This is a genomic window from Ectorhizobium quercum, from assembly GCF_026552795.1.
Taxonomy (GTDB): Bacteria; Pseudomonadota; Alphaproteobacteria; order Rhizobiales; family Rhizobiaceae; genus Ectorhizobium; species Ectorhizobium quercum.
Genome location: NZ_JANFPI010000004.1, coordinates 224021 through 250654, shown reverse-complemented (window position 1 = coordinate 250654; position 26634 = coordinate 224021). Strand labels below are relative to the sequence as shown.

Sequence of the window (26634 nt, the reverse complement as noted above, 5' to 3'; positions counted from 1 at the left end):
TTGTCAGCCGTTTTCCAGGTCTGGCTTCAGCTGGCTGCAAATCTCGAACTCCCGTCGCGAAATATAGATTTCGAATACTGTCTGGCGGATCGTCAATCTTTTAAATGCCGCAACGCAGCGAATTTCCCTGCTGATTTAACGCATTCCTTCCACGCACGCAATTTTCGTTTCAGGGCATCCCGTTCTTTCTGGAAACACCGCAACGGGCACCGGCTTTCCGGCCGATCGCCTGCCGCCCGTGTCGAACGGACAGCAGGCGGTGCCGCATGTCCGCTCAGGCAGAGGTTCCGGCGATTGCGGCGATCACGGGCCGGGCCGGATCGGCGGGCACGGTATAGTTTCCGCTGACACCGGCAGCGGCACCGGTGGTGCCGTCGGCATAGGTGATCGTGACATCATGCACTCCGGGCGGCAGGGCGATCACGACGACATCCGCCGCGCGGGTCGTGGCCGCTCCGGCGCATTCGACGGGCGAAGACGCGTGCGCGCCCGATTCGAGCTGCGGAAAGGCGATGTCCGTCGTCAGATCGTAGCGGGTGCCGCTGACCGCGCCCGCGCCGACGACCACCTTCAGCCGCGCATTGACCGTGCCGGCATTGGAAAAGGTCCGCGTCGCAACGAATTCGCTCCAGTTGCGGGATGCCGTCCGGCCGGAATAGGTGCCGCTAAAAATGTTGCCTGCGGAATTCAACTCCTCGACGGACGACTGGATATTGAGATCGCTTCCCTCGCCGACGATGCGACGTGCCCAGAACTTCGCCGTCCACGTCTGTCCGGCGGATGCCGGGACCCATGTATTGGCATGGTAGAAACTCATCGATCCGCTGCTGGTCGCCGTTCCGGAAAGGCGAAGGCGCATGACCTTCAGACCGTTCTCGCGAAAGAATTCATAGGAGGCAGTCAGCCCTCTGAACATCGTCGTCCAGACGGGCGAAAGCCCGCTTCCGTCCGCCTCCGCGAAGGCCGTATCCAGAAGGACGTTCGTCGCCTCCGGCTCCACGAACAGCCCGCCGCCATCGGCATAGCGCAGGGCGTTCTGCGGGATGTCGCTCCAGGACAGGCCATCGAAGGCCTTGCCAGCCGACGCCCGCGTGCAGCTCACGATGCTTTCGATCGGCACGGTCACGCCACCGCGCTGGGCGCGGCGATTGACGAAATCGATCTCGAAGCTTCGCGCGGCGTCGATCCACGGTGTCCTGACCGCGCCGATGCGGCGCAGCACCGGCGCGGCCTTGGCCGCGATCTGCCGGTGCGCCGCCTGCTGCGGATGAATGCCATCGGCCGACAGAGAGGACCTGACAAGCGCGCCGGCATCGTGGCTGAGATTCGGACCGCCCGTCAGCGTGACGGCAAACGGGCCGGCGCCTGAAACGCTGGTGACATGTGGCCAGACGAGATCGTGCTTGGCCGGCGTTTCGGGATCAAGCGACAGATAATCCCCAACCTCCGGCGCGTGCAGAACGCTGACACCGCCGCTCCAGGCCGGTGCGGCCGCCGCCAGCTTCGACACATAGAGCGGTACGTTCCATTTGCCATCCGACTGCACGGCGCCCGGCGCATCGATCACATCGTCGATGAGACCGTCTGCCCGCGTTGCCAACATGGCATTCACCGCGCCCAGCACCTCATCGGCGCCAAAGCCTCGAACGGGCGTCTGCCCGGCAAGCGAGGTCGTCTGGTCGGTAGAAGCTGTTTCGGCCGTCACCTGCGCCTGCGCGATGTAGGCGACACCCCGATCGCGCAGCATGCCCCAGATCGCCCGGAAATCGCCCAGCAATTCCTCCGTACTGCGCCCGTCGCGAATATCGTTGTTGCCGAGGCCGATGAGAGCCGCATTCGCGCCGGCCAGACGGACAAGCTCTTCCGTCTTGGCATGATCGGCGGCCACGTACTGCGCCTTTTCACCCGTGCGGCTGATCGACAGATAGGGCAGATTGGCCGCATAGACGGCACGGCGCGCCCAGCCGCCGCCGCCGGAACCGTCGCCGGCATTGTCGACCGAGCCGTCGAAGATACTGTCGCCTATGCCGATCACCGACGTCACCGGCCGGGCCGCTTCGCCGATCAGCATCACGGGATGCGGAAAGGGCACCCATTGCTCGGCTTCGGCCGGAACCTCCCATGCCGTGCCGTCGATATCGTCCACATGACCTGCCGGATCGTAGAGAAGCTGGCTTTCGCCGCCGAGATACATCGGGTTCATCTGGACGGCGATATTGCCGGTCGCCGGCAGATCGATGACGACGCGGACAAACGCGACGTAGCCGGGCTCGAAGCGGCCGACACCGAACTGCTGCGGCGTCACCGCGTCCGGCATCAGGCTGACCGCGCCAGGCGGAACGTCGACGGATCGCGACCCGGCGAAGTGAAGCGGCACCGTGACGCCCTCATAGGATATCGCCGCCTTGACGATGGAATAGGCGGCTTCCGCATCGACCTCGCGCGGCAATCTGTTATCGATCCGGAAATTCGCGAAGACGGGGGCAAGCGACAGGGCGCCGCCGGCACCGATGGTAAAGCGAGCGATCCCCTTCATCCGCGTTTTGGAGCCGGAAGCGGCTATCGTGCCGTTAGGAACCTGACCGCGCGCGGCGACATTTTGCACCGCAGCGACCGCCCCCTGCGAGGCGGCCGGCCTGGAAAATGCAAGTCCCAAACCGATACCGAGCGAACTTGTCACGATGAAACTCCTTCGATTCAAAGTTATCGGCATGACAGTTCTCCAAAAACGGGACACACTCGGACTGTCATGCCATATGTCATCCAACCTTGGAAGCATTGTGTCAGGTGTCGGGAGGAGGGGGATAACGGCGGCCGGACCGAACGCGCGCACCAGCGGCGGCGGCGGCCTTCAGGCCGGCCCGGAAACGCGAAATCTCATTGTTTTTAAAATATACTTTCGTCCGTCATTCCGACGGACGACGCTTTTCGCCTGCCGGTGCGCATGTTGTTTCCGCGCCGCATCATCCCCCGAAACCGCATCGCAGGCGCTGGCGGATATTGCGTCGGCGCCATCAAACCATTAGAAGGGCGGCGGCATCGGGCCGGAGACCTCGAAACGCCTCCCAAACGGCCGTTTTGCCGGCTGGAATGAAGGAGAGGAGATTGCGGAACCTGGCCCGGACCGGACCTGTTGCGGCGCAACAACACAGAAAACGCCAAAAAGCGCGCTATACAAAGGTTCCGGGCTGCCGGATCATGGTAAATGATCCACATGCAATCACTTTTTGACGCATCGCCAACAAGTTTAACAATCATCCTCCATACAGTCTTGAATTTAACTGACTTTTGATATTGCTTGTAGTGACAGAACAATAACTATTCAGAAATATGCCATTTTGACCTATTTTTAAGAAGGCACATTCACTATTCTCGCTGCACTACGGTGCGGACAGAGAGCAAACGGAGCGGGCATGCTTCCACCGCGTGGAAAAATCATTGATGAACATGTGATTCTTGGAGGCTGTCAGGCATCGCGTCTCTCTCGAAGAGAAATCACGTCTCTCGTCATGCAGCATCTGTGCGAACCCGCGCCGGAGGACCGAAGGAGCAAGCTTCTCTTCGACCTGAACGGACATGCGCTCGCCCTTTCCCGCAGCGACTCCGATTACCGGGAGGCGCTGAACGGCGCCGACGTCGTCCATGTCGACGGCGAACCGCTCGTCTTCGCCTCGAAACTGCTGACGAGTACCCCGGTGCGGGAACGCAGCGCCACCACGGACCTGATCTACGACATCGCCGCCGACGCTGCCGCAGAGGGCAAGTCCTTCTTCCTGATCGGCGGCACGGAAGGGCTCGCCGCCGATGCCGCCGCACGCCTCAAGGACCATTTCCCGGACCTGATCATCGCCGGCCATCACCACGGCTACTTCCAGGAAGCGGAGGAAGCCGAGATTTTCGAGAAGATCAACGCATCCGGGGCCGACATCGTCTGGGTCGGACTCGGCAAGCCCAAGGAACAGCTGTTCGCCGTCAGGGCACAGGACAAGCTGCACGCCGGCTGGATCATCACCTGCGGCGGCTGTTTCAACTTCATCGTCGGCCATTACACCCGCGCGCCGCGCTGGATGCAGAGTTCCGGCCTCGAATGGCTTCACCGCCTTGCAACCCGCCCGCGCGAATTCGTCTGGCGCTACCTGACCACCAATCCCGTCGCGCTCTGCATGCTGATTCTCCATTCCGCATCCGGGGAAAAGCGACAACCGGCTCCGGATTCGAACGGTTCAGGCCTCAACTTGACACAGAAATCCGGACAGTCGGTTGCCGACTAACCGTTTGCTTGCGGGGAAGAACGGGTTTTGACGTTGACCTCAACTGAAAAAACGATGGGTGAAACTGCCTCTTCCGATGCAAATCGAAGCGGTGTGCATCTGGCATACCGGCCCGATATCGACGGGCTGAGATCGCTCGCCGTCCTGCCCGTGGTCGCCTATCATCTCGGCCTGCCTTTCGTGAAGGGCGGTTTCGTCGGTGTGGACGTCTTCTTCGTCATCTCGGGCTATCTGATTACCGGCATCCTCATGCGGGACTTCGAACCGCAGCTTCGTCCGGGCTGGCTCTGGCGATTTTACGAGCGGCGGGCCAGACGTATTTTCCCGGCCTTTTTCACCGTGATTCTGGTGTCATTGTTCGTCGGCTATTTCGTCCTATTTCCCATCGAGTTCGAGGCGCTCGGCAAGAACGCGATCGCCGCGACCCTCTTCGCCTCGAACATCTACCTCTATGCGACATCGAACTATTTCGACGTCAGCACCAATACCAACGCGCTGCTGCATACATGGTCGCTTGCGGTAGAGGAGCAGTTCTATCTGCTGTTCCCGATCATTCTCCTGCTGCTGTGCCGGCATGCCCGTCGCTGGCTTTCGCTGAGCATCTTTGCTCTCGGCATGCTCTCGCTCGGTCTGTGCGTCTTCATGACCGCGTATCAGGCCGAAGCCGCCTTCTACATCGTCTTCTTTCGCATGTGGGAATTGCTGGCCGGATCGTTCCTCGCCGTCACCCCCCTTGCCTTTCTGCGCAAACGGTTCCTGTGCGAGATCGCCGGATTGGGCGGGTTGATACTCATCGCCGCCGCCGTTTATTTCTATTATGCGAACATGAATTTCCCCGGCATCTGGGCAGCAGCGCCCGTTTTCGGGGCGGCGGCGATCATTTTCGCCGGATCGGACAACCGCACGCTCACAGCCCGCCTCCTCTCGCTGTCCCCGCTCGTGTTCATCGGCCGCATTTCCTATTCTTTGTATCTTTGGCACTGGCCGATCATCGTCTTTTATCATCTTCATGTAGGCCGGGTCCTGTCGATGGAAGAGAAATGGACACTCTTCGCCATCAGCACGGCCGCTGCCTATATTTCCTGGCGCTTCGTCGAGCAGCCGTTCCGTTTCTACAAGGGTCCTAATCCCAGGCGGCATGTGGTCGTCACCTCATCCGCAGCCTTCGCGATCACGGCAGCGGCCGCTGCGTTCATCGTGTTCACGTCGGGCATGGGCTGGCGTTTCAGCCCGCGGGTCGACGAACTGGCGCAATACATCCAGTATGACGATACGGTCGCCTATCGCCGAGGATCCTGCTTCATCGATTCCCACCGCGATTCCTTCGAGGCGTTTCGCCCCTCGACGTGCCTTCAACCGGAAGCGGACAGACGGAACGTACTGCTCATTGGCGATAGCCACGCCGCCCATTACTGGCAGGCTTTCGCCGACGGCCTCCAAGGCTCGAACGTGATGCAGGCAACGGCCTCCGGCTGCAAGCCTCTGACCGACACTCTCGGCGAGAGAACCTGCGTCAGCGTCATGCGATATGCCTTCACCGAGTTTTTACCTCGGAACCCGGTCGATGCCGTTATCCTGTCTGCGCAATGGCATGAACGCGACATGGCCATGCTTGCTTCGACCATTGCCTATGCAAAGCAGTTCAGCCGGGAGGTGTATGTCATCGGTCCCATAGTCGAATATGACCAGTCGCTGGCGCGGCTACTCGCCCATGCGGAAGCCAACGGGCAGACGGCGCCCGACCCGGCCGCCCGGACCGGCGACAAGGACATTCTCGATCTTACCGTCGAAGAAGCGGCGACCAAGGCTGGAGCGACGTATTTGTCATCCTATCGAGCCCTGTGCGCCTCAAGGCGGGATTGCGTCGTCGAAACAGCGTCGGGCATTCCGGTCCAGTGGGATTACAGCCATCTGACGGTAGAGGGCGCACGGTATGCCCTGACACAATTCACGAAAACCGGCGGCTTTTCGAAGCTTGCGGAATAAACCGGAAGGCTTCGCCATGACAACGACGACAGCCAGGGAAACCGGAGGAGTCGGAAACGACATAAGAATCGCCGTCCTCATTCCGACATACAGGCGCCCGGAGCATCTGGAGCGACTTCTCATCGCCGTGCAGAACCTGTCAGGCCCGCCACCCGTGCACATCATCGTCGCCGAAAACGACGCCGAGCGCAGGGATGGCGAGAAGGTCGTCGAGGCCCTTCGGCAGAAGAGCTACCCGTTTTCGGTCGACTGCATCATCGTTGAAGAAAAAGGTCTCTGCAATGTCCGAAACAGCCTCCTGTCCCGCGGATTAAGCATTACCGACGCAACCCATTTCGCCCTGATCGACGACGACGAATGGCCGTCCCCGCACTGGCTGGAGAAAATGAGAGATACGCTGCTCGCGACCAGCTGCGATATCGTCGGCGGGCCGGTCGAATCCGTTTTCGAGAGGCCGCCGCCGGACTGGACCGAATATTGCAACTTGTTCAGGCCCGAGATACACTCGGACGGCGTGTGCGACATCATCTGGGGCTGCAATAACGCGGTCATATCACGCAAATGCCTCGAGGCGACGGGACCGGAGTGGTTTTCGCCAACATTCAACCTGATGGGCGGCGAAGACGTCGACTTCTTTTCCAGGATGAAAGAACGGGGCTTCCGCTTCGCCTGGTCGAAAGACGCCCTGGTCCACGAAGGACAGCCCCCCGAACGGGCCAGGCTGAATTGGGTCCTGAAGCGCGGTTTCAGGATCGGCACGTCCGATATGCGGATCCAGCTCCTGCGTGCGAAGACCCCTTTCCAGACCGTCCAGGCGGCCCTGAAAGCCGGGGCTGGCCTTGCTTTTCACGGCGCAATGTTATCTATTCTCGTCCTGAGAAAACAAACCAGAGCAAACGGCATATTCAGTGCCGGGCGTGCCACCGGTAAACTCTACGGTCTGCTCAACGGGCATTACAATGAATACTCATAATGCAGGGCTGCGGCAGTTCGCGCCTGTCGGTGGCGAACGGGCGGGTGTACGGATCAGCTACAGCTCGATCGTTTATGGGCTGTTTTTCTTTTTCATGTGGTACAGCTACGTGAACGGCTGGCCTTATTCGGGCCGCTCGGCGGCAGAATTCGAAGATGCTCTTTCCACCAGCACCAAAGGCGATTCCGCGCGGCAGGCCTTCTTCCTGCTCATGTTCGGCCTGACGATACTCTTCACACTGGCGAACCTGAAGGCGATTCTCTTTCGTGCATTCCAGCCGATGCTTTTCGTCCTCTTTGCCTGGATCCTGTTGTCGTGCCTGTGGGCCATCGACCCCGTAACCTCGTTCAAGCGCTCGGTTCTGGCGATCATCGTGGCAGTGATCACGATCAACATGACCGCCTATCTCGGCCCAGAAAAGATCATGGATATTCTATACAAGTCCCTGATCTCTCTCCTGATCGTCAATTTCCTGTCCGTGGCGCTCGTCCCCAATTGGGCGATACACCTGTCGGATGAGTATGACGAGGGCCTCATCGGTGCCTGGAAAGGCATCATGATTCATAAGAATGTGGCGTCCGGCGTTTCATCCGTGTCAGCCATCATCTTTTTCTTCAAGTTCTACACCAGACACAGGCTTCACGATCTCGTCCTGACGGTGCTCGCGATCGTGTTCCTCATGGGAACCAGCGGCAAAACATCCATCGGCTTCCTTCTGCCCTCGATCGCGTTCGCCCTCGCCTACCGATGGATGATGCTTTCAAACCACAAGAACAAACTCCTGCTCACGACCCTCCTGTCGATCGTCGCGGTGCTGATGATCGGTTACGGCATCTTCCGCGACGAGATCATCGAAGTTTTTTCCAACCCGCAATCCTTCACCGGACGCGTGGCTATCTGGAACGCGATCATCGCCTATGGCAAGGATCATTTCTGGCTCGGATCCGGTTACGGATCGTTCTGGCAGATCGGTGAAAAATCGCCGATCTTCTGGATGAACATCCAGCAGATGTGGCTGACAGGCGTCGCGCACTCCCATAACGGCTTTTTGGAAATGTGGGTCACGACAGGTATTATCGGGCTTGTCCTGAGCCTCATCTCCGGCCTCGTCATGCCGATCATCGGGCTTTTCTACGCGTCCCGGGAAGACGCCAATATCGCCAGCCTTTATGCCGGAATATGGCTCTTCTGCCTGCTGACCAATCTGCTGGAAACGCGTTTTCTCACCAAGGACTCGGTCATGTGGACGATCATGCTTCTGTCCATGACGAGCCTTCATATCATCGGGGGGCGACGTAGATCAGGAAACAGGGTGTATGACTGATCCGTTTTTCTCGGTCGCGATACCGCTCTACAACAGGGCGAAGACCATCGGGAAAACCATCGAATCGGTTCTGGCGCAAAGCTTTTCCGATTTCGAGATCGTGGTCGTGGACGATGGCTCGGTCGACCAGCCGGAAAAGGCGATCGCCGCGATCGGGGATCCGCGCATCCGCCTGATCAGGCAACCGAACGGCGGCGCCGCGGTTGCGCGCAACCGCGCGGTCAGCGAGGGGCGGGGACGCTACATCGCCTTTCTCGATTCCGACGATTTCTTCCTGCCGCATCATCTGGAGAGCGCCGCCGCGATCCTGAAGGACAATCCGGATGCCGTGGTCTATTCACAAGTGCTGGCGGACCGCGGCAATGGCCGCGTCACGGTCAAGCCGCCGCGCAGCATAAGGCCCGGCGAGAACATGGCCTCCTATCTGGTGACGGGCGCCGGTTTCGTGCAGACGAGCACGCTCGTTCTTCCGCGCGCCCTGGCGCTCGCGGTGCGGTATCGACCCGACGTTTCCTTCGGCGACGACACGGATTACGCCATCCGCCTGTCGCTTGCCGGCACCCCGTTCGTCATGACCGAAAAGCCGGGGGTCATCTGGCGCGACGAAGCCGATCCCGACCGCCTTTCGTCCAATAACCGTTCGATCCGCAATCCCGTATGGCTCGAGGACCTGAAGGAGAAAATCCCGGCCTCGGCCTATGAAGGCTACCGCGGCTGGCATGTCGCAAAGAGCTTCATGCCGGAACACCCGCTCAAGGCGTTCAAGCTTTACGTGAACGCCTTGAGACACGGCGCCTATGGCCCCAGACTTGCTGTCGTAGTCTTCATCCAACTGGTGCTTTCCGGCACCAACTACCGAAAACTGGCCGATTTCTATATTGGCCACGTCCGTTCGAGAGGTCGCCATGAAGCTTGACAGACGACAGTTCGTGGGTGGGCTTGCCAGCCTTCCGTTCCTTCCCGCTTCCGCTTCGGCTGAGGCGGAGGAAACATTGCGCTCCATCGCCGCGTCGAAGGATCTGTTCTTCGGCGCCGCAACCGCCACCAGCCGGCTCATGAAGGATCGTGCCTACGCCGATCTCGTCGGCCGGGAATGCGACGCGCTCGTCGCCGAATACGAGATGAAGCAGCGCTGGATACAGTCCGGCGGTCCCGATACGTTCAATTTCCGGGAAAGCGACTGGCTTTACCAGTTCGCGCGGCGCTACGACATGAAGGTGCGCGGCCACACGCTGATCTGGCACATCGCCATGACGGACTGGCTCAAGCAGGAACTGGAGGAAAAGCCGGACGAGCAGAAGCACATCGTCGGCTACATCGAGAAAGTCGCGGGCCGCTACAAGGGCCGGACCCATTCCTGGGACGTCGCCAACGAATGTGTCGCCCCGGAAGACGGCGGCAAGGACGGCATGCGCACGGATTCCCCGTGGTACAAGGCTTTCGGCGAGACCTTCATCGACACGGCCTTCCATGCCGCCCGCGCGACCGATCCGGACGCCGTTCTGGTCTACAACGACTACGGCATCGAGATGCAGGACGGCATGCTGCAAGGCAAATGGTACGGAAACCGCCGCCGCGCGGTGCTCGACCTCATGGAGCGCCTGAAAACGCGCAACGTGCCCGTCGATGCGCTCGGCCTCCAGTCCCACCTGCGGGTTTTCGGCGCCAAGCATTTCGACCAGGAGGTCTTGCGCGACTTTCTCCAGAAGATCGTCGACATGGGCTACAAGCTCATGGTCACGGAACTGGAGATCCGCAATTTCCCCGGACCGGATGACACGCCGACGCGCGATGAAAACGTCGCGGCGATCACCAAGGCCTATCTGGACGTTCTCCTCGATTTCAAGGAAACGCTCGGCATCGTCACCTGGGGCCTCAGCAGCCGGTACAACTGGATCAATCCCGAATGGGAGAAGAAACCGCCCGAGGGATATGACTTGCGCAATCTTCCCTTCGACAAGGAACTACAGAAAACCGCCATGTGGACGTCCATCAGCGATTCCCTTAAAAGTCGAAATGGATAGGAATACTGAGAGACTTTGGTGTATACGGGTCCTGTTGGGCATGGGGCCCAGTTCATTTCTTTATCGGACGGTCCATTATGAATGCCAGAGAGCATTTTCATCTCGCCGTAAGGCCGGAATTCGCTGCCGGTGCTTACGGCCGCTTCGATTCCGACATCAGTTTCTATAATCGCGTCAATGCATTGATCGGGCCCGATTCCGTCATTCTGGAGTACGGAGCCGGCCGCGGCTCCTTTCTCGACGACCCGAGCCACTACCGCCGCACCTTGCGGGCGCTGAAAGGCAAGGCGCGCAAGGTCGTCGGCTGCGACATCGACGCCGCCGTGCTGGAGAACCAGAGCGTCGACGAGCGGCATGTCATCCAGCCAAATGCGCGGCTGCCGTTCGAGGACGGCACGTTCGATCTCGTCACCTGCGACTGGGTGATCGAGCATATCGAAGACCCGGACGGGTTCGAGACGGAAATCCGGCGCATCCTCAAGCCCGGCGGCTGGTTCTGTGCCCGCACCCCCAACAAGTGGGGCATGACGGGACTGGGCGTGCGGCTCGTTCCCGACTGGCTGGAAAAGAAGGTGCTGAGCGCCGTCTGGCCCGAACGCAGCGACGAGGACGTCTTTCCCAAATACTACCGCCTCAACAGCTGGCCGGCGCTGACGAAACATTTCCCGCAAAACCGCTGGCTGAACGCATCCTATGGTTATGGCGGCGAACCCAAGTACCACGCCAACAACCGGCTCCTCTTCCGCCTCATGTCCCTGTGGAACGCCATCGCTCCGGAATTCATGGCGACGGATCTTCTGATCTTCATGCAGAAGCGCGACGTGGCCTGAAACCGTCATTCCGGTTTCCGCCGGGTGCAGAGGAGGCCGGACTGCCGCGGCCCTGAACGCCTGCGCCGGTCATGCCGTTTCCAAAGGTCAGCGGCCGGGACGCGGCACCGTCAGGGAAAGACCTTCCCGTCGAAAAGCTTGCGCGCCGTGCGCACGGTTCCGGCACCCCTGATCGATCCGTCGGCGGCGATATCGAGGAACACCTCCATCTCGCCGGTCGGGTGCTCGATGTGGTAGCGGCCGTCCGGCGGCGCAACGGCGAGCGCGGCGGCGGGGCTTGCGGCCATGCGAGTGGCGGTGGCGACGGTGACGGCGGCCAGCACGCCGACCGAGGCGTGGACCCGGTGCGGAATGAAACTGCGGGTCGCGATCGCCCCGCCTGCGGAAGGGGCCGAGACCAGCGTCATCTTCGGCACCGAGGCGGCGGAAACGTCGCCGAGGTTCATCATCGGCCCCGCCTTCAGCCGGATCGCCTCCAGCCGGGCTTTCAGCTCCGCATTCGCCTCCAGCGCCTCGCGGCTTTCGCGGCCGTTCAGGCCAAAATCGGTGGCGCGCATGATTACGCAGGGCATGCCGTTGTCGATCAGCGTCGCCTCGACGCCGTCTATCGTGTCGGCCTCGTTGCCGGTCGGCAGAAGCGTCCCGCACATCGCGCCGGCGGTGTTGAGGAACAGCAGCGGAATGGCGGCATGGGTGCCCGGCACGCCGGCGATGGCGGTCGCGCCGTCGTAGCGGACGCGCCCGCCCGGGGTCTGCACCCGCGCTACCGCCACCTCGCCGGTGTTGACCATGTGGATGCGCACCTGCGTTTCGCCGTCGCGGGCGCCGACCAGCCCGCGCTCTATGGCCGCCGGGCCGACGCCGGCCAGAATATTGCCGCAGCCCTGCGCGTCGCTGACCAGCGCCCGGTCGACGAACACCTGAAGGAAAAGGTAGTCGACGTCGGCATCCGCCCGGCTCGACGGCGACAGCACTGCCACCTTGGAGGTCAGCGGATCGCCGCCGCCGATCCCGTCGATCTGACGCGGATCGGGCGATCCCATGATCCGCAGCAGCAGGGCGTCACGCTGGGCCGGATCGGCGGGCAGGTCGCTTCCCAGAAAATAAGCCCCCTTGGACGTGCCCCCCCGCATCCACAGGCAGGGAATGCCGTCCTCAGACATATTTCAGTCCCTTGGCGGCAAGCGCGGGCCGCATGCCGTAGAGATCGAGGCCGAGTTCGCCCGCGGCCAGCCGTCTGCGCTTCTCCTCCTCGTTGGCCAGCCGCTTGCGGGCGGCCGCCAGCACGGTTTCGGCCTCCTCGCGCCGCACCACGCACACCCCGTCATCGTCGGCGACGATCACGTCGCCGGCCTCGACATAAGCTCCCGCGCAGACGACCGGCGCGTTCACCGAACCTGGCGTTTCCTTGACGGTGCCCTCAGCGGACACCGCCCGTGACCAGACCGGAAAGTCCATCCGGGTCAGGTCGCGCACGTCGCGCACCCCGGCGTCGATGACGAGGCCGAGGCAGCCGCGCGCCCGGGCCGACGTGGCGAGAAGATCGCCAAAATAGCCGTTGTCGCACGGGCTGGTCGGGGCGAGCACGAGGATGTCGCCCGGCTTCACCTGCTCAATCGCCACATGCAGCATCCAGTTGTCGCCGGGCGGTGCGGAGATCGTCACCGCCGATCCGGCGATCTGGGCGCCGCTGTAGATCGGGCGCATGTAGCTGGCCAGAAGCCCCTTGCGACCCTGCGCCTCGTGAACCGTGGCGACGCCGGCCTCAGCCAGCCCGTCGATCACTTCCTGGCCGGCGCGGGCGATGTTCTGAACGACGATTCCCATCTCAATGCTCCTTGGCTTGCACCGGCGGCGTGCCGTGCGTGTGGAATGTCTCGATTGTCTTCAGCCCCCAGGCCTGTCCCTTCAGGCGCTCGGCCTGCGTCCAGACGACCGGCTCCCAGTCGGGCGCGAGGATCAGCCGCGCGCCGGAATTGGCAAGCTCGACGCGGTTGCCCGCCGGCTCCCAGACGTAGAGGAAGAAGGTGCCCTGCACCGCATGCTTGTGCGGGCCGGTCTCGATATGCACACCGTTCTGGAGAAAGATGTCAGCGGCGCGCAATATGTCCTCGCGCTGGTCGGTGGCGTAGGTGACGTGGTGCAGCCGCCCGTGGCCGCCGCCGTGCTCCTCGGTGCAGGCGAGGTCGTAGGTCTTGTTGTTGACCGTGAACCAGCAGCCGCCGATCCGGCCGTTGTCGAGCCGGATGATCTCGGTGACGCGCGAGCCGAGGCAGGTTTCCATGAAGCGGCGGAACTCGGTCACGTCGCCGCTCAGGAGGTTCAGGTGGTCGATGCGGCGCGGCGCGGCCCCGGTGAACGCGCTCGCCGTGTTCTTCAGCGCCGGGACGTCCGCCCCCTCGGGCCTGTATCGCACCGTGTCCCAGTAGATCTCGAAGACATGGCCGAACGGGTCCTCGAAGCGGAAGGCGCGGCCGTGGCCGCGGTCGCCCTCCACCCAGCCGATCACCGTGTAGCCGCTCGCCTCGATCGCCTTCACCCGCCGCTCCAGCGCCTCGGGCGAGGATGCGCGGTAGGCGATGTGGCCGACGCCGGTGGTGTGATGGCGCGTCAGCTTCAGCGAGTGGAACTCGTAGTCGTCCCAGGCGCGCAGCCAGGCGGAATTCTCGTCCCGCCCCGAAAGCGACAAGCCGTAGACGCGCGTGAAGAAGTCGAGGCTTTCCTCGAACTTGTCGGTATACATCTCGACGTGCGCCAGATGCGCGATATCGAAACAAGGTTCCATCGGGTTCTTCCTCCTCCCGTTCGAAGCCCTTCAAGCGGCCGTCAAAGTTCGTCCACCGTGCGCGGGAAGACCGACTGGAAGCCTTCCGCATATTTCGCCTTGCGCCCGCCGGACTGGCCGCCGGAGTTGCGCATGAAGTGGTTGGCGCGGTTCTCGGCCACCCGCGTATAGAAGTCCCACAGATGTTCCTGGCCTTCCATGCACTCGATCGCCGCGCGCTTCCTGTCCCAGACGGGCGTGATATCGAGGAAGGTGTCGGGCTTCCAGCCCATCTGCTCGGTCTGGTGCGGCTCGAACAGATAGAGCTGCGGCGCGCCGAGCACCGTCTCGCCGGGCTTGTGGCCCCAGGCCTGGGCGATCATGCGCGTTTCCAGCGCCACCTGCGTCGCATACATGTGGTCGGTGTTGTAGGGGTCGTATTGCGAATGGCTGAGCATGAAGGCGGGCTGCACGGCGCGGATCACGTCGACGAGGCGATATTTGTCGTCGTCCGTCAGGCGCAGCGGATAGTCGCCGAGGTCGAAGCAGACGAGATCGTGGACGCCGAGCGCGACGGCCGCCTTCTCCGCCTCGGCCCGGCGGGCGGTCTTCACCTTTTCCAGCGTCATGCCCGGCTCTTTCCACAGCTTGGCGGATTCGCCGCGTTCCCCGAAGGACAGGCAGACGACGGTGACGTCATAGCCTTTTTCGGCATGCAGGGCGATGGCGCCGCCGCAGCGCCAGACGAAATCCGCCGCATGGGCGCTGATGACGAGTGCGGTCTTTTTCTGTGGCATGGGGGTCTCCTTCCTGATCCGCCCCGATCTCGCCCGCAACCGGGCCGCTTGCCAATTCGGATTTCGTGCCGAAGCCATAAGTTTTGGCTAGGGCGACTGTCCACGGGCTTCGGGATTTGCAAGAATCGGGCATGATAGCGAAGGGGCTGAAGGCAGGGAGGAAAAGGCAATGAAAATCGCGATGCTCGGTTTCGGGGAAGCGGCGCGCGCCATCGTGGCCGGATGGCGGGAATCGCTCGAGACGCCGCCGCCGCTTTCGGCGTTCGACATCAAGCATGACGCAGGAGGGGAGGCGCGCGCCGGCATCGTCCGGGCCTGCGCGGACCTGCGGGTGCGCTGCGCGCCCACCGTTGCGGACGGGCTGGCGGAGGCCGGCGCGGTCTTCAGCCTCGTCACCGCCGACCGGGCGCTGGAAGCCGCCGAAAGCGCTGCCGTCGCCATCGGGCCCGGCACGCTTTATCTCGACGGCAATTCCTGCGCGCCCTCCACCAAGCAGGCCGCCGCCGGCCTCATCGAGGCGGCGGGCGGGCGCTATGTGGACATGGCGATCATGGCGCCCATCCATCCGGCCCGGCACCGCACGCCGGTCCTTCTGGCCGGGGAGGCGGCAGGAGAGGCGCAGGCGCTGCTGGCCGGGCTCGACATGCGCCCCACGCTTGCCGGAAACCGCGTCGGGCAGGCCTCGGCCATCAAGATGCTGCGCTCGGTCATGATCAAGGGGCTGGAGGCGCTGACGGCCGAATGCCTGCTGGCGGCGCGGCGCGCCGGCGTGGAAGAGGCCGTGCTCGCCTCGTTGCAGGCATCCGACCCCGGCTTCGACTGGAAGGCGCGCGGCGCCTACAATCTGGAACGGATGATGGTTCACGGCGCGCGCCGCGCCGCCGAGATGACGGAGGTGGCCGTGACGCTGCGCGATCTGGGCGTGCCCGACCGCATGACGCAGGCGGCGGCGCAATGGCAGCGGCAGATCGCCGGCCTTGCGCTTGCACCCGGCGATGCGGCGCTCGACGCACGGGCGGACCGCATCCTTAACCGGCTGGCGCCGTGAGCGCGGCGCCCGCCCCGGTTCCGGCCAAGACGGCCCAGCTCAACCTGCGCCATCTCAGGGTGTTCCTCGCCGCCGTCGACACCGGCTCCGTCACCCGCGCCGCCGAGCTTTGCTTCGTTTCGCAACCGGCGGTGACGCAGGCGCTTTCCAAGCTGGAGGCCGGGGCGGGCCTGCCGCTCTTCACCCGCACGCCGCAGCGGCTTTTCGCCAACGATGCCGGCACCGTGCTGGCGCGCCGCCTTCGCCGCGCCTTCGCCTTTCTCGATCCGGCGCTGGCCGAACTGTCGCCACGTCTCAGGGTGACGGCGACGACGGCGCAGCTCAACGCGCTGATCGCCGTCCGGGAAACCGAGAACTTCACGCTGGCGGCGCGCCGGCTCGGCCTTGCGCAGCCAACGGTCCACCGCGCCGTCACCCAGCTCGAACACGAGGCGGCGCGGCCGCTCTTCGAACGGACGTCCTACGGCATGGTCGCGACGCGGGCGGCGCAGGCGCTCGGCCAGGCCGCGCGGCTCGCCTTCGCGGAACTGGCCCAGGCCGATGCGGACCTGGCCGAGATCACCGCGCGGGAGGCGGGCCGCATCGTCGTCGGGGCGATGCCGCTGTCGCGCTCCTTCGCGCTGCCCCAGGCCATCGCCGCTTTCCGCAAGCTGCGGCCGAACCTGCCGATCCAGATTCTCGAAGGCCCCTATGCGGACCTGCTGTCCGGCCTCCGGCGCGGCGAGATCGATTTCCTGATCGGCGCGTTGCGCGATCCGGTGCCGATCGGCGACGTCGAGCAGCGGGCGCTGTTTTCCGATACGCTGGTGCTCGTGTCCGGCCGCCGCCATCCGCTGGCGGACAGGGAGACGCTGACGCTTGAGGAGATCGCCGCCTATCCCTGGATCGTCGGGCAGAAGGACACGCCGATCCGCCGCCATTTCGACGCCCTGTTCGCACCGCTTGGCGACAGGGCGCCGAGAAGCATCGTCGAATCCGGCTCGCTCATCCTGATGCGCGAGCTTCTCGACGCCAGCGACCATCTCGGCTGCACCTCCCGCCTTCAGGCGGAGGCAGAAATCGCCCGCGGCCTGATGCGGGCGCTGCCCGTCGATCTGGCGCACACCTCGCGTCCCATCGGCCTGACGCTGCGGCGCGACTGGCTGCCCACGGCGGCGCAGCAGCAGTTTCTCGATTTCATCGCCAGCGCCGCGGTATAGCAAGAACTTATGGACATCCTCCGGTTTTGGAATGGTTCTTCCCGCCGATTTGCTCAAGGATACGAGACGAGGAGGGCAGGAGAGGCATGCGCGGCGATGCGCATCGGGTGAACGGTCCCGCAGGGGCGGGAACACTATCTTGCTGGAGGAGAACCAAATGAATTTCATGCAGAAAATCACCGCCGCCGTTTTCGGGGCGGCACTCATGGCGTCCGCCGCGCTGGCGGCCGAACTCAAGTTCGCCAACTACATGGCGCCCACGCACCCTTACGTGCCCGGCGCGTTCGAGCCGCTGGCCGAGAAGATCGCAGCCGAGACCGGCGGTGCGCTCACCGTCAGGATCTATAGCGGCGGCGAGCTCGGCGCCGGGCCCACCGACCAGTATTCGCGCGTGGTGGATGGCGTCGCCGAGCTTGCCGTCGGCCTTCCCGGCTACACGGCATCCAGCTTCCCCATGACCCTGCTGAGCGAACTGCCCGGGGTGCTGACGGAAGCCGACGGAACGGCGACGCTGTGGGAGCACATCGACGTGCTTCAGCCGGAATATCGCCGCGTCAAGCTGGTCAGCCTGTGGTCTAGCGCCCAGAACCTGCTTTATTCGCGCGCCAAGGCGGTGCGCAAGCCGGAGGACGTCCGCGGCCTCAAGATACGCGTTCCCTCGCGCAATGCCGGGCTCATCGTCGAAGCCTGGGGCGGCTCGCCGGTCTCCATGCCGGTGTCCGACATCTACAACGCGCTCCAGACCGGGGTGATCGACGCCGCCATGATCGACGGAACCGCCACGCTGGCCTTCAAGCTCGGAGAGGTCGCGCAATACCTCACCATCGGCATGGATACGACGATCTCGCCGTTCTTCATCGTCATGAACCGCGACGCCTATGCCGCCCTGCCGGCCGAACAGCAAGCCGCCGTCGACAAGGTCGGCCGCGAGGTTTCCGATCTCGGCAACCGGGTGCAACTCACCGAGGCCCAGAAGGGCATCGACGCCTTCGCCGCGCTGCCGGGCAAGGAGGTCATACGCCTGACGCCTGAGGAAGCGGCCGCGTTCAATGCGCTCTCCGCCCCTGTCGTCGACAAGGTGGTGGCCGAAGCAAGTGCTGCCGGCGTCGATGCGCGCAGCGTCGTCGACGCGCTGAAAGCGAAGTAACGGGCATGAGCGCGCATCTCCGACCTGCCTGGTACAAGGCGCTGGAACGGACGACGCTCTTTCTCGCCGTCCTGGCGGGATTGAGCCTGCTGTTCATGATGATGGTGATCGCGGTCGGCGTCGTGCTGCGGTTCGTATTCGCCTATCCGATCCTCGGCTCCAACGAGATCATCCAGCTTGCCTCCGTCGCCGTCGTCATGCTGGCGCTGCCCTATTGCACCGAGACGAGGGGCCATGTCCGCGTCGACGTCCTCGACGAGGCCATCGGGCGGGCGGGGCGCTTCTCGGGGGATATCCTGTCGCGGCTGCTGTCCGGCTTCGTGCTGTCGGCGCTCGTCTGGCGCGCCTGGCTGAAGGCGCTGGACGCCTTCGAATACAATGACGCCACCAACATGCTGAACCTGCCGATCTGGCCCTTCTACGCCATGATCGCCGCCGGCATGGCCCTTTGCGTTCTGGTCTTCGCCGCCCAGATCGTCCTTCTGCTCGCGGGGAGATACGAGCAATGAGTCCCATTTTCGTCGGCACCATAGGCATCGTCTGCATGTTCCTGCTGATGATCCTGCGCACACCCGTCGCCTTTGCCATGCTGATCGTCGGCTTCTTCGGGCTGTGGATGCTGAACGGCATCTGGGCCGCAGGTGCCGTGCTTTTGACCGAAAGCTACGCCGCCGTTTCGGCCTATTCGCTGATCGTCATCCCGATGTTCGTGCTGCTCGGCAACGTCGCCTCGGCGGCGGGCTTCAGCCGGGGGCTCTACGAAGCCGCCTTCGCCTGGATCGGCCGTTTCCGCGGCGGGCTCGCCTCCGCGTCGGTCATCGGCTGCGCGGCCTTTTCCGCCGTCTGCGGCTCCTCCGTCGCCACCGCCGTGACCATCGGCAAGGTCGCCCTGCCGGAAATGCGCCGGCGCGGCTATGCCGACGGGCTTTCCACCGGCGCCATCGCGGCGGGGGGAACGCTCGGCTTCCTCATTCCGCCGTCGACGGCTTTCGTGATCTACGCGATCCTGACCGAGGAATCGATCGGACGGCTGTTCATGGCCGGCATCCTGCCGGGCCTGCTGATGACGGCGCTGTTCATCGCCGCCGTGCTGGTCGTGGTCTCGCTCAACCCGGCCGCCGGGCCGCGCGGCGAGGCCGTGCCGTTCGGCAGGCGGATCGCCGTGCTCGGGCAGGCGATGCCGCTGGTCGCGGTCATCGTCCTGTCGATCGGCGGCATCTATATCGGCGCCTTCACCCCGGTCGAGGCCTCCGGCATCGGCGCGGCCCTCGTCATCCTCCTGGCGGTCGCGCGCCGCGCGATTTCCCTGGCCGCGTTCCGGCAGGCGGTGTTCGACACGGTCAAGACCTCCGCCATGCTCTACATGATCGTGATCGGCGCCAACGTCCTCAACCCGTTCCTGGCCGTCACCCACATTCCCACCGCGCTCGGCGAGGGGCTGGCGACGCTGGGGCTCGGCCCCTATGGCAGCCTGGCCGTCATCATCCTCACCTACATCGTGCTCGGCATGTTCCTCGACGGGCTGGCGATGCTGGTGGTGACGATCCCCATCGTCTTTCCGGTCATCGTCCAGAACGGCTTCGATCCGATCTGGTTCGGCGTCGTGGTGGTCATCGTCATCGAAATGAGCATGATCACGCCGCCGGTCGGCCTCAACGTCTTCGTGGTCAAGGGCGTGGCCGAGGACGTGCCGCTGACGACGATCTTCCGCGGCATCCTGCCTTTCCTGCTGGCGATGCTGACCGGCCTGCTGCTCATCATCCTGTTCCCGGACATCGCACTGCTCATCCCGAACACCATGTTCAACTGATCCGCCATTCCTCTGGCGGGAACCGGAACCACGGCACCAAGAAAACACTTTATCGATAAATCGTCATCGTATTATAGTCGCTCCATCGGCGGTGCGGATGGCGGGCGGGCGATACCTCCGCCCGCTCCCTCCGCGACACCATCATCCGGAGTGCCCATGCCCATCGATCCCCGCATCGTTCCGCCCGCCGACGCCGCCCGGCGCCGCGCCGTCAGCCCCGTCGTCGTCTATCCGAACGGCACCCTGCCGATGCCGGACATGACCTTGCTCGAACGGGCCCGCGCCACGCTGGAAAAGACGGACGAGGTGATCGTGCCGCCGCGCGAAGGGGCGACCTTCCGGGTGCCGAAGGGGCATTTCTTCCGCATCGTCAGCATCGAGGGGCCGCAGGTCGGCGACCTCAACCTGTGGAACGCCAACGATCTTTCGGAGCGGTTCTTCAGCGGCAAGACACGGGCGCTACACGCGACCCACGTCACCACCGGCAACCGGCTATGGAGTACGCTGCCGGCGCTGCGGCCGATGGCGACGATCAGCCACGACACGCTCGGCTGGTACGGTTTCGACGCCGACGGCGGCGGCGTCCACGATGTGATCGGCACGCGCTGCGACCCCTACACGAACCGTCTTCTTTCCGGCGGCGATTATCACAATTGCTGCCATTCGAACCTCTGCCGCGCGCTGGCGAAGGAAAGGGGCCTTTCGATGCACGAGGCCGAGCCCTTCGTTCACGACGTGCTGAACGTCTTCATGTGTACCGGCTTCACGGCGGATACGAAGCAATATTTCATGAAGGCGAGCCCGGTCCGTCCGGGCGATTATCTCGAACTGTTCGCCGAAATCGATCTTCTCGGCGCGCTTTCGGCCTGCCCCGGCGGCGATTGCAGCGCCACCCATTCGAGCGACACCGCGCGGTGCCATCCGCTGAAGGTCGAGATCTTCCGGCCCGATCCCGCCCTGTTGGCGGACTGGCCGTTCCCCGAACCGAACGGCTATACGGGCATCGCCGAGGGGATCTGACCGCCGGGCCGGTGACGGCCGCCGCCGATCCCTTCGACATCGTGGACGACGCAGTCCTGCCGGGCGCGGCGTTCCGCCGCTTCGAGCGCGTCCGTCAGCGCGTCGCCGGCCCGGATCGAAAGATCGTCGCCGGCGCCCTGGCACGGGCCGAGCGTCAGATGCACGTCGAAACGGGAGGGACGATGCCGTGCAAAGCCGACGAAACGGTCGCTGCGAACGGCATCCTCGAACAGGCACTGAACGGCTTCGTCGTTGCGCATGGGATTGTTCCTCCGTTCATGCGACAAACGGTATGGTGAGGCCGGATTCCGGCGAAATTGAAGCGGCTCCCCGAACGGGGGCGAAGAACGATGTTGCAATTCCAACATTCCTGTGTTGGAATTACCAAGAAAGACGATCCGGACATACGCGCGATGCTCTATGACGACCAGTTTCTGACGCGGCTTGCCGACGGCCTCGCCACGCTCTTGCCCGTCTGGGGCGTGGGGCAGGAGGCGGAGTTGCGGCTCCTGACCATTTCGGAAAACGCCACCTATCTGGTGTCCGATCCCGCCGGGCGGGATCTCGTCATCCGCGTTCATCGTCCCGATTACCACAGCGAGGCGGAAATCCTTTCCGAACTGGCCTGGACGGAGGCGTTGCGCAGGGATCGTATCGTCGTCACGCCACACGTCGTTCCGGCCGAGGACGGCAGGCTGCTGCATGCCTTTTCCGACGGCGGCACGCAGCGCTTCGCCGTCGCCTTCGAATTCATGTCGGGCAGGGAGCCCGATGCCGAATCCGATCTGGTGAGGTGGTACGGGGTTCTCGGCGGGGTCAATGCCCGCCTGCACGACCACAGCCGCAACTGGAAACGTCCGCAGGATTTCGTGCGGAAGATCTGGGATTTCGAGCATATTCTCGGCCCCTCCGCCTGGTGGGGCGACTGGCGCGCCGCCCTCGGCCTCACGGCGGAAGGCAGGGCGGTTCTGGAGCGCGTTCACGACGAACTCGAACGGCGCACGGCGGCGTTCGGCTACGATCAGGACCGTTTCGGCCTCGTCCATTGCGACATGCGCACCGCCAATCTTCTGGTCGAGGGCGAGCGGCTGGGCGTGATCGACTTCGACGATTGCGGCTTCTCCTGGTTCGCCTACGACTTCGCCGCCGCCATCAGCTTCATGGAACACGAGCCGTTCGTTCCCGACCTCACCGCCGCCTGGCTCGAAGGGTATCGCCGCGTATCGCCGCTCGATGCCGGACAGGAGGCGGCATTGCCCATGTTCGTCATGCTGCGCCGCATGCAGCTCACCGCCTGGATCGCCTCGCACGCCGAAACGCCCACGGCCCGCGCGCTCGGAACCGGCTATACGGACGGCACCGTGGCGCTCGGCGAACGGTTCCTCGCCTCGCTCTGAGAAGGATTGCCGATGACTGCCTCCCCCTTGACGGAAATCCTGGCGCTGAACCGCTTCGACGCCAGCCGGACGGACGGCTTTCCCGAAGAGCTTGCCGAACGGGTGCAGCGGCGCTCGGCCACCTTCGGCGCCTCCTCGGTGCTGTTCTACGAACAGCCGATCGAGATGGTGCGGGCCGAAGGGGCCTACATGTACGGCGCCGACGGACGCAGATATCTCGACGTCTACAACAACGTTCCCTCCGTCGGCCACTGCCATCCGCGCGTCGTGGAGGCGATCTCCCGGCAGGCGGCGGCGATCAACATCCACACGCGCTACCTGACGCGGATCGTCGAAACCTATAGCGAACGGCTGCTTGCCACCTTTCCCGCGCCGCTCTCCAATCTCGTGATGACCTGCACCGGCAGCGAGAGCAACGATCTGGCCATGCGCATCGCCCGGACCGGCAGCGGCGCGGAAGGCTTCATCGTCACCGAGGCCGCCTATCACGGCAACACCGCGCTGGTGACGGAAATCTCGCCCTCGGCGCTGAAGACGCGCAAGCCCGCCGCCTTCGTGCGCACCGTTCCCGCCCCGGCGGGCGACGACGATCCCTCAACGGTCGGCGCGCGCTTCGCCGCCGATGTCGAGGCCGCCATCGCCGACCTCAACCGGGAAGGCCTCGGCGTGGCGGCCCTCGTCGTCGACTCGATCTTTTCCAGCGACGGCATCTATGCCGATCCGGCGGGCTTCCTCCGGCCGGCCGTCGAGGCGGTGCGCCGGGCGGGCGGCGTCTTCATCGCCGACGAGGTGCAACCGGGCTTCGGCCGCACCGGTTCCGGCCTGTGGGGATTTTCCCGCCACGGCGTCGTGCCCGACATCGTGACGATGGGCAAGCCGATGGGCAACGGCTTCCCGATGGGCGGGGTGGTGACGCGCCCGGAGCTTCTGGAGAAATTCTGCGCCGAGACCGGCTATTTCAACACGTTCGGCGGCAATCCCGTTGCCGCCGCCGCCGGTCTGGCGGTGCTCGACGTGATCGCGGACGAGGGGCTGACGGAGAATGCCGCCACGGTCGGCTTCCATCTCGCCGAAGGACTGCGGGCGCTGAAGGACCGGCATGCGGCCATAGGCGGGGTGCGCGGCGCCGGCCTTTTCATCGGCCTCGACTTCATCGCCCCGGAAGGCGGCGGGCCGGACACGCAGCTTGCGACCCACGTCATCAACGAGATGAAGAAGAACGGCATCCTGATCGGCGCCGCCGGCAAATACGGCGCGACCCTCAAGATCCGCCCGCCGCTCTGCTTCTCGAAGGCCGACGCCGATCAGGTCGTGGAAACGCTGTCGGGCATTCTCGGCAACCGCTGACGGACCGGCGCGGCGGCGGAAAAGCGTATCGTTGCCCATTGCGCCGCCACCCCTCCCTCGTCACCCTCGGGCTTGACCCAAGGGTCCATCGCAGCGCGCCGCTGGATGCCCGGCTCAAGGCCGAGCATGACGACAGAGAGCGACAGGCACTCCGTCGGCAGTCCGGCGGTGGCGCGGGCCCTCACCTCACATCGCCTCCAGCGCGGCCAGCGATTCCGGCAGGATCTGGCCGCCGTCGACGGTGATCGTCTGGCCGGTGATATAGGCGGCCTCCTCCGAGGCGAAGAACAGGGCGGCATTGGCGATGTCCTCGACCGAGCCGAGCCGCTTCATGGGGATGGAGGCCTCCATGCTGGCGATGTAATCGCCGCCGATCCCGTCCAGACCCTCGGTAAAGATATTGCCGGGCAGCACGGCGTTGACCGTGATGTTCTTCGGCGCCAGCTCGATGGCCGCGGTGCGCATGAAGCCGAGCTGCCCGGCCTTGGACGCGCCATAATGCGACCAGCCGGGATAACCCGTGACCGGGCCGGTGATGGACGAGGTGATGACGATGCGGCCCGCGCCGCTCTTCGTCAGTTCCGGCAGCACGGCGGAGACGGAGAGGAAGGTGCTCCTCAGGTTGGTGTTCATGACGTGATCGAAATCGGCGGGCGTCATCTCGCCGAGTTTCGCCGCCGGGAATATGCCGGCATTGGCGCAGAGAATGTCCACGCCGCCGAAGCGCTCGACGGCTGCCTTCACCATCGCCTCGCAGCCTTCCGGCGTCGCCACGTCGGCGGCGAAACCGGCGGCATTCGCGCCGATTTCGGCGGCGACCGCGTCGGCCTCCGCCTGATTGCGCGAGACGACGAGCACGTTGAGCCCGGCCGCGCCGAACCTTTTTGCAATGCCTTTGCCGATCCCGCGGCTGGCGCCCGTCACGATAGCCGTCTTCCCCTGTAGCGACTTCAACATTTTCCGCCCGTTTTCCGTTGTGGTTGCCATCAGGCAGGCAGGATGGCGCAAAAGATAAATGTTGTAAATCACACATTCCGGCGACACACTTGCAACATGGAAGGCAGCAAGCGGACGATCCTCATTCACAAACAGACAAGGCAGGCATGACGGCATTCTCCCATGTCTCCCGGGACTTGCAGGCGGGCACCGATGCTGACAAAACGTCGACATGAACCCTTTCGACATTTCCTGCAAGGATGGTGTGCTGGCCGTCCGCTTCGATGCGGAACAGGCCATGCTGAGCTGGTCGCTGACCCGGCCCGGCTTCCGGCGCGCCACCTCCGTCGCGTGGTTGCAGGTCACGGATGCCGATCTGCCCGTCGGGCTGGACCCGCGCACGCTGCTTCGCGACCGTCTCGCATCGGCCGGCTTCGGCGATGCCGTCCAGATGATGACCTCCCGCATCGTGGAGCGCCATCATCATGCCTCGGCCCGCAGCGGCCGTGCGCAGGCCTTCTGCCTCGCGACGGTGGGGCTCGCCAATGCCGGCCGTGTCGGCGAACCGTGCCGGGCGCCGGAAACGGCCGGCACGATCAACCTTCTCGCATGGGTGAACCAGCCGCTCGACGAGGCCGGTCTGGTCGAGGCGCTGTCCATCGCCGTCGAGGCCCGCACGGCTGCGATGATCGGGCTCGACTGGAAGCCGGATGGCCGCACGGTCGCCACCGGAACGGGGACGGATTGCGTGGTGATCGCCTGCCCGGCCGAGGGCGAGCGGCAGACCTATGCCGGGCTTCACACCGATATCGGCGCCACCATCGGCAAGGCGGTCTGCCGGGCCGTGGAGGCCGGCGGACGGGAATGGCTGGCCGAGCGAGCCACCCGGACGGAAGGACGAAACGCATGAAGAAGCCGAAACCGCTGCGCCAGGAACAGATCCTCGGCGAACTCAACCAGGCGCCGAGCCTGCGCGTGGCCGAACTCGCCCGCCGTCTGGCCGTTTCCACGGAGACCATTCGCCGCGATCTCGACGAACTGACCGAGCAGGGCCTGCTCAACCGCACCTATGGCGGCGCGGTCCGTTCGCTGGGCACCGAACCTTCGGTTACGGAACGGCACACCCTGTTCGTGTCGGAACGCGAGCGCATCGCCCGCGCCGCCGTGCCGCTCGTGAAGGACGGCCGCGTGCTGATGATCGGCTCCGGCTCGACGACAGTGCATGTCGCGCGCCGGATCGCGGTGGAGATGAAGAACGTCACCGTGCTCACCCATGCCTTCGGCGTGGCCACCGTGCTGGCGATCAACCCGACCATCAAGGTCATCATGCTGCCGGGCGACTATCACGCCAGCGAAGGCGCGACGGTCGGGGCGCATACGGTTTCGTTCCTCCAGAACTTCCACGCCGACTATGCCGTTCTCGGCGCGTCCGGGCTCGGACAGGACGGCCCCGCGGATGCGCTGATCGAATGCGCGGCGGTCTATCAGGCGATGGTGTCGCAGGCGGCCCGCACCGTCGTCGTCGCCGACCGCTCGAAACACGACCGGCTTTTCCCGGCGCGCTACGCCCATTGGCGCGATATCGACCGCGTCGTCACGGACGCAGCCGTGGGAAGCGCGCTGGCCGAACCATTCCGCCAGTTCGGCGTCGGGCAGGTCCTCGCCTGAAACGCGAAACATATCGGATGTGGAAGCCGGCCGGCTTCTCGCCTATAAGGACGCCTTGCGCAACGCCGCCGCGCGCGGGCGAAGGGCCGCCTG

Annotated in this window: 24 protein-coding genes; 17 read left to right on the top strand and 7 right to left on the bottom strand. The window is 64.3% G+C overall.

Annotated elements, in window-relative coordinates:
- Nucleotides 1–274 precede the first annotated feature (274 nt).
- Nucleotides 275–2680 carry an SGNH/GDSL hydrolase family protein gene (locus tag NOF55_RS13545; RefSeq protein ID WP_306411917.1) on the bottom strand — a complete coding sequence of 802 codons (2406 nt, stop codon included), beginning with the start codon at nt 2678–2680 and terminating at the stop codon, nt 275–277.
- Between the two features lie 733 nt (nt 2681–3413).
- Between NOF55_RS13545 and NOF55_RS13540 the strand changes: the two genes are divergently transcribed.
- The 7 genes from NOF55_RS13540 to NOF55_RS13510 all read left to right on the top strand — a co-directional run bounded on the left by NOF55_RS13540 (nt 3414) and on the right by NOF55_RS13510 (nt 11408).
- On the top strand, nt 3414–4271 hold the full coding sequence (locus NOF55_RS13540; RefSeq protein WP_503128510.1) for a WecB/TagA/CpsF family glycosyltransferase: 858 nt from the start codon (nt 3414–3416) through the stop codon (nt 4269–4271).
- 27 nt (nt 4272–4298) lie between these two features.
- Entirely contained in the window at nt 4299–6257 is a 1959-nt protein-coding gene (locus NOF55_RS13535; RefSeq protein WP_306411915.1) for an acyltransferase family protein, read from the top strand.
- A 16-nt stretch (nt 6258–6273) separates the two neighbouring features.
- The gene (locus NOF55_RS13530; protein WP_306411914.1) at nt 6274–7230 is read left to right on the top strand and encodes a glycosyltransferase family 2 protein; all 957 of its coding nucleotides are present in this window, start codon (nt 6274–6276) and stop codon (nt 7228–7230) included.
- Complete coding sequence (locus NOF55_RS13525; RefSeq protein WP_306411913.1) at nt 7217–8554, top strand: O-antigen ligase family protein; 1338 nt, start codon at nt 7217–7219, stop codon at nt 8552–8554. The genes NOF55_RS13530 and NOF55_RS13525 overlap by 14 nt, the downstream gene beginning before the upstream one ends.
- Nucleotides 8547–9470: a glycosyltransferase family 2 protein gene (locus NOF55_RS13520; RefSeq protein ID WP_306411912.1), complete on the top strand. Its 924-nt coding sequence runs from the start codon at nt 8547–8549 to the stop codon at nt 9468–9470. The genes NOF55_RS13525 and NOF55_RS13520 overlap by 8 nt, the downstream gene beginning before the upstream one ends.
- Nucleotides 9460–10578, top strand: coding sequence for an endo-1,4-beta-xylanase (locus NOF55_RS13515; RefSeq protein WP_306411911.1), 1119 nt, complete (start codon nt 9460–9462; stop codon nt 10576–10578). The genes NOF55_RS13520 and NOF55_RS13515 overlap by 11 nt, the downstream gene beginning before the upstream one ends.
- Before the next feature lie 77 nt (nt 10579–10655).
- The gene (locus NOF55_RS13510; RefSeq protein WP_306411910.1) at nt 10656–11408 is read left to right on the top strand and encodes a class I SAM-dependent methyltransferase; all 753 of its coding nucleotides are present in this window, start codon (nt 10656–10658) and stop codon (nt 11406–11408) included.
- Nucleotides 11409–11518: 110 nt separating this feature from the next.
- On the opposite strand, the gene NOF55_RS13505 is transcribed toward NOF55_RS13510, so the two are convergent.
- Genes NOF55_RS13505 through NOF55_RS13490 form a run of 4 tightly spaced genes read right to left on the bottom strand, consistent with a single transcriptional unit; the run spans nt 11519 to nt 14969 of the window.
- Nucleotides 11519–12571, bottom strand: coding sequence for a 4-oxalomesaconate tautomerase (locus NOF55_RS13505; protein ID WP_306411909.1), 1053 nt, complete (start codon nt 12569–12571; stop codon nt 11519–11521).
- The gene (locus tag NOF55_RS13500; protein ID WP_306411908.1) at nt 12564–13235 is read right to left on the bottom strand and encodes a 4-carboxy-4-hydroxy-2-oxoadipate aldolase/oxaloacetate decarboxylase; all 672 of its coding nucleotides are present in this window, start codon (nt 13233–13235) and stop codon (nt 12564–12566) included. The genes NOF55_RS13505 and NOF55_RS13500 overlap by 8 nt, the downstream gene beginning before the upstream one ends.
- Nucleotide 13236: 1 nt before the next feature.
- Nucleotides 13237–14193 (bottom strand): VOC family protein, encoded by a 957-nt coding sequence (locus tag NOF55_RS13495; protein ID WP_306411907.1) that lies wholly within the window; start codon nt 14191–14193, stop codon nt 13237–13239.
- A 41-nt stretch (nt 14194–14234) separates the two neighbouring features.
- A complete protein-coding gene (locus NOF55_RS13490; RefSeq protein ID WP_306411906.1) occupies nt 14235–14969 on the bottom strand; it encodes a PIG-L deacetylase family protein in 735 nt (244 codons plus the stop codon).
- 169 nt (nt 14970–15138) lie between these two features.
- Here NOF55_RS13490 and NOF55_RS13485 point away from each other — a divergent pair, with 169 nt between their 5' ends.
- The 6 genes from NOF55_RS13485 (at nt 15139) to NOF55_RS13460 (ending at nt 21193) form a co-directional block, all read left to right on the top strand.
- Nucleotides 15139–16017 carry an NAD(P)-dependent oxidoreductase gene (locus NOF55_RS13485; RefSeq protein WP_306411905.1) on the top strand — a complete coding sequence of 293 codons (879 nt, stop codon included), beginning with the start codon at nt 15139–15141 and terminating at the stop codon, nt 16015–16017.
- Nucleotides 16014–17216 (top strand): LysR family transcriptional regulator, encoded by a 1203-nt coding sequence (locus NOF55_RS13480; RefSeq protein ID WP_306411904.1) that lies wholly within the window; start codon nt 16014–16016, stop codon nt 17214–17216. The genes NOF55_RS13485 and NOF55_RS13480 overlap by 4 nt, the downstream gene beginning before the upstream one ends.
- 157 nt (nt 17217–17373) lie before the next feature.
- Entirely contained in the window at nt 17374–18363 is a 990-nt protein-coding gene (locus NOF55_RS13475) for a TRAP transporter substrate-binding protein (RefSeq protein ID WP_306411903.1), read from the top strand.
- Between the two features lie 5 nt (nt 18364–18368).
- A complete protein-coding gene (locus tag NOF55_RS13470; RefSeq protein WP_306411902.1) occupies nt 18369–18872 on the top strand; it encodes a TRAP transporter small permease in 504 nt (167 codons plus the stop codon).
- Nucleotides 18869–20173 carry a TRAP transporter large permease gene (locus tag NOF55_RS13465; protein ID WP_306411901.1) on the top strand — a complete coding sequence of 435 codons (1305 nt, stop codon included), beginning with the start codon at nt 18869–18871 and terminating at the stop codon, nt 20171–20173. The genes NOF55_RS13470 and NOF55_RS13465 overlap by 4 nt, the downstream gene beginning before the upstream one ends.
- 156 nt (nt 20174–20329) lie before the next feature.
- The gene (locus tag NOF55_RS13460) at nt 20330–21193 is read left to right on the top strand and encodes an urea carboxylase-associated family protein (RefSeq protein WP_306411900.1); all 864 of its coding nucleotides are present in this window, start codon (nt 20330–20332) and stop codon (nt 21191–21193) included.
- Here NOF55_RS13460 and NOF55_RS13455 read toward each other — a convergent pair.
- Nucleotides 21166–21453 (bottom strand): hypothetical protein, encoded by a 288-nt coding sequence (locus tag NOF55_RS13455; protein WP_306411899.1) that lies wholly within the window; start codon nt 21451–21453, stop codon nt 21166–21168. The two genes, NOF55_RS13460 and NOF55_RS13455, sit on opposite strands and share 28 nt — an antisense overlap.
- 153 nt (nt 21454–21606) lie before the next feature.
- On the opposite strand from NOF55_RS13455, the gene NOF55_RS13450 reads away from it, so the two are divergent.
- Together NOF55_RS13450 and NOF55_RS13445 are read left to right on the top strand one after the other, a co-directional pair.
- The gene (locus NOF55_RS13450; protein WP_306411898.1) at nt 21607–22590 is read left to right on the top strand and encodes a phosphotransferase enzyme family protein; all 984 of its coding nucleotides are present in this window, start codon (nt 21607–21609) and stop codon (nt 22588–22590) included.
- 12 nt (nt 22591–22602) lie between these two features.
- Nucleotides 22603–23937, top strand: a complete 1335-nt coding sequence (locus tag NOF55_RS13445; RefSeq protein WP_306411897.1) for an aspartate aminotransferase family protein — start codon at nt 22603–22605, stop codon at nt 23935–23937.
- Nucleotides 23938–24123: 186 nt separating this feature from the next.
- Here NOF55_RS13445 and fabG read toward each other — a convergent pair whose 3' ends face one another.
- Entirely contained in the window at nt 24124–24894 is a 771-nt protein-coding gene (fabG, locus tag NOF55_RS13440) for a 3-oxoacyl-ACP reductase FabG (protein WP_306411896.1), read from the bottom strand.
- Between the two features lie 211 nt (nt 24895–25105).
- Between fabG and NOF55_RS13435 the strand changes: the two genes are divergently transcribed.
- The gene (locus NOF55_RS13435; RefSeq protein WP_306411895.1) at nt 25106–25783 is read left to right on the top strand and encodes an adenosylcobinamide amidohydrolase; all 678 of its coding nucleotides are present in this window, start codon (nt 25106–25108) and stop codon (nt 25781–25783) included.
- Nucleotides 25780–26541, top strand: a complete 762-nt coding sequence (locus NOF55_RS13430) for a DeoR/GlpR family DNA-binding transcription regulator (RefSeq protein ID WP_306411894.1) — start codon at nt 25780–25782, stop codon at nt 26539–26541. The genes NOF55_RS13435 and NOF55_RS13430 overlap by 4 nt, the downstream gene beginning before the upstream one ends.
- Nucleotides 26542–26634: the final 93 nt, after the last annotated feature.

What these genes read in the sequence shown, in the direction of transcription:
- NOF55_RS13540 (WP_503128510.1), top strand. Translation starts at nt 3,414, where the DNA reads ATGCTTCCACCGCGTGGAAAAATCATTGATGAACATGTGATTCTTGGA.
- NOF55_RS13530 (WP_306411914.1), top strand. Translation starts at nt 6,274, where the DNA reads ATGACAACGACGACAGCCAGGGAAACCGGAGGAGTCGGAAACGACATA.
- NOF55_RS13525 (WP_306411913.1), top strand. Translation starts at nt 7,217, where the DNA reads ATGAATACTCATAATGCAGGGCTGCGGCAGTTCGCGCCTGTCGGTGGC.
- NOF55_RS13520 (WP_306411912.1), top strand. Translation starts at nt 8,547, where the DNA reads ATGACTGATCCGTTTTTCTCGGTCGCGATACCGCTCTACAACAGGGCG.
- NOF55_RS13515 (WP_306411911.1), top strand. Translation starts at nt 9,460, where the DNA reads ATGAAGCTTGACAGACGACAGTTCGTGGGTGGGCTTGCCAGCCTTCCG.
- NOF55_RS13510 (WP_306411910.1), top strand. Translation starts at nt 10,656, where the DNA reads ATGAATGCCAGAGAGCATTTTCATCTCGCCGTAAGGCCGGAATTCGCT.
- NOF55_RS13505 (WP_306411909.1), bottom strand. Translation starts at nt 12,571, where the DNA reads ATGTCTGAGGACGGCATTCCCTGCCTGTGGATGCGGGGGGGCACGTCC.
- NOF55_RS13500 (WP_306411908.1), bottom strand. Translation starts at nt 13,235, where the DNA reads ATGGGAATCGTCGTTCAGAACATCGCCCGCGCCGGCCAGGAAGTGATC.
- NOF55_RS13495 (WP_306411907.1), bottom strand. Translation starts at nt 14,193, where the DNA reads ATGGAACCTTGTTTCGATATCGCGCATCTGGCGCACGTCGAGATGTAT.
- NOF55_RS13490 (WP_306411906.1), bottom strand. Translation starts at nt 14,969, where the DNA reads ATGCCACAGAAAAAGACCGCACTCGTCATCAGCGCCCATGCGGCGGAT.
- NOF55_RS13485 (WP_306411905.1), top strand. Translation starts at nt 15,139, where the DNA reads ATGAAAATCGCGATGCTCGGTTTCGGGGAAGCGGCGCGCGCCATCGTG.
- NOF55_RS13475 (WP_306411903.1), top strand. Translation starts at nt 17,374, where the DNA reads ATGAATTTCATGCAGAAAATCACCGCCGCCGTTTTCGGGGCGGCACTC.
- NOF55_RS13470 (WP_306411902.1), top strand. Translation starts at nt 18,369, where the DNA reads ATGAGCGCGCATCTCCGACCTGCCTGGTACAAGGCGCTGGAACGGACG.
- NOF55_RS13465 (WP_306411901.1), top strand. Translation starts at nt 18,869, where the DNA reads ATGAGTCCCATTTTCGTCGGCACCATAGGCATCGTCTGCATGTTCCTG.
- NOF55_RS13460 (WP_306411900.1), top strand. Translation starts at nt 20,330, where the DNA reads ATGCCCATCGATCCCCGCATCGTTCCGCCCGCCGACGCCGCCCGGCGC.
- NOF55_RS13455 (WP_306411899.1), bottom strand. Translation starts at nt 21,453, where the DNA reads ATGCGCAACGACGAAGCCGTTCAGTGCCTGTTCGAGGATGCCGTTCGC.
- NOF55_RS13450 (WP_306411898.1), top strand. Translation starts at nt 21,607, where the DNA reads ATGCTCTATGACGACCAGTTTCTGACGCGGCTTGCCGACGGCCTCGCC.
- NOF55_RS13445 (WP_306411897.1), top strand. Translation starts at nt 22,603, where the DNA reads ATGACTGCCTCCCCCTTGACGGAAATCCTGGCGCTGAACCGCTTCGAC.
- fabG (WP_306411896.1), bottom strand. Translation starts at nt 24,894, where the DNA reads ATGTTGAAGTCGCTACAGGGGAAGACGGCTATCGTGACGGGCGCCAGC.
- NOF55_RS13435 (WP_306411895.1), top strand. Translation starts at nt 25,106, where the DNA reads ATGAACCCTTTCGACATTTCCTGCAAGGATGGTGTGCTGGCCGTCCGC.
- NOF55_RS13430 (WP_306411894.1), top strand. Translation starts at nt 25,780, where the DNA reads ATGAAGAAGCCGAAACCGCTGCGCCAGGAACAGATCCTCGGCGAACTC.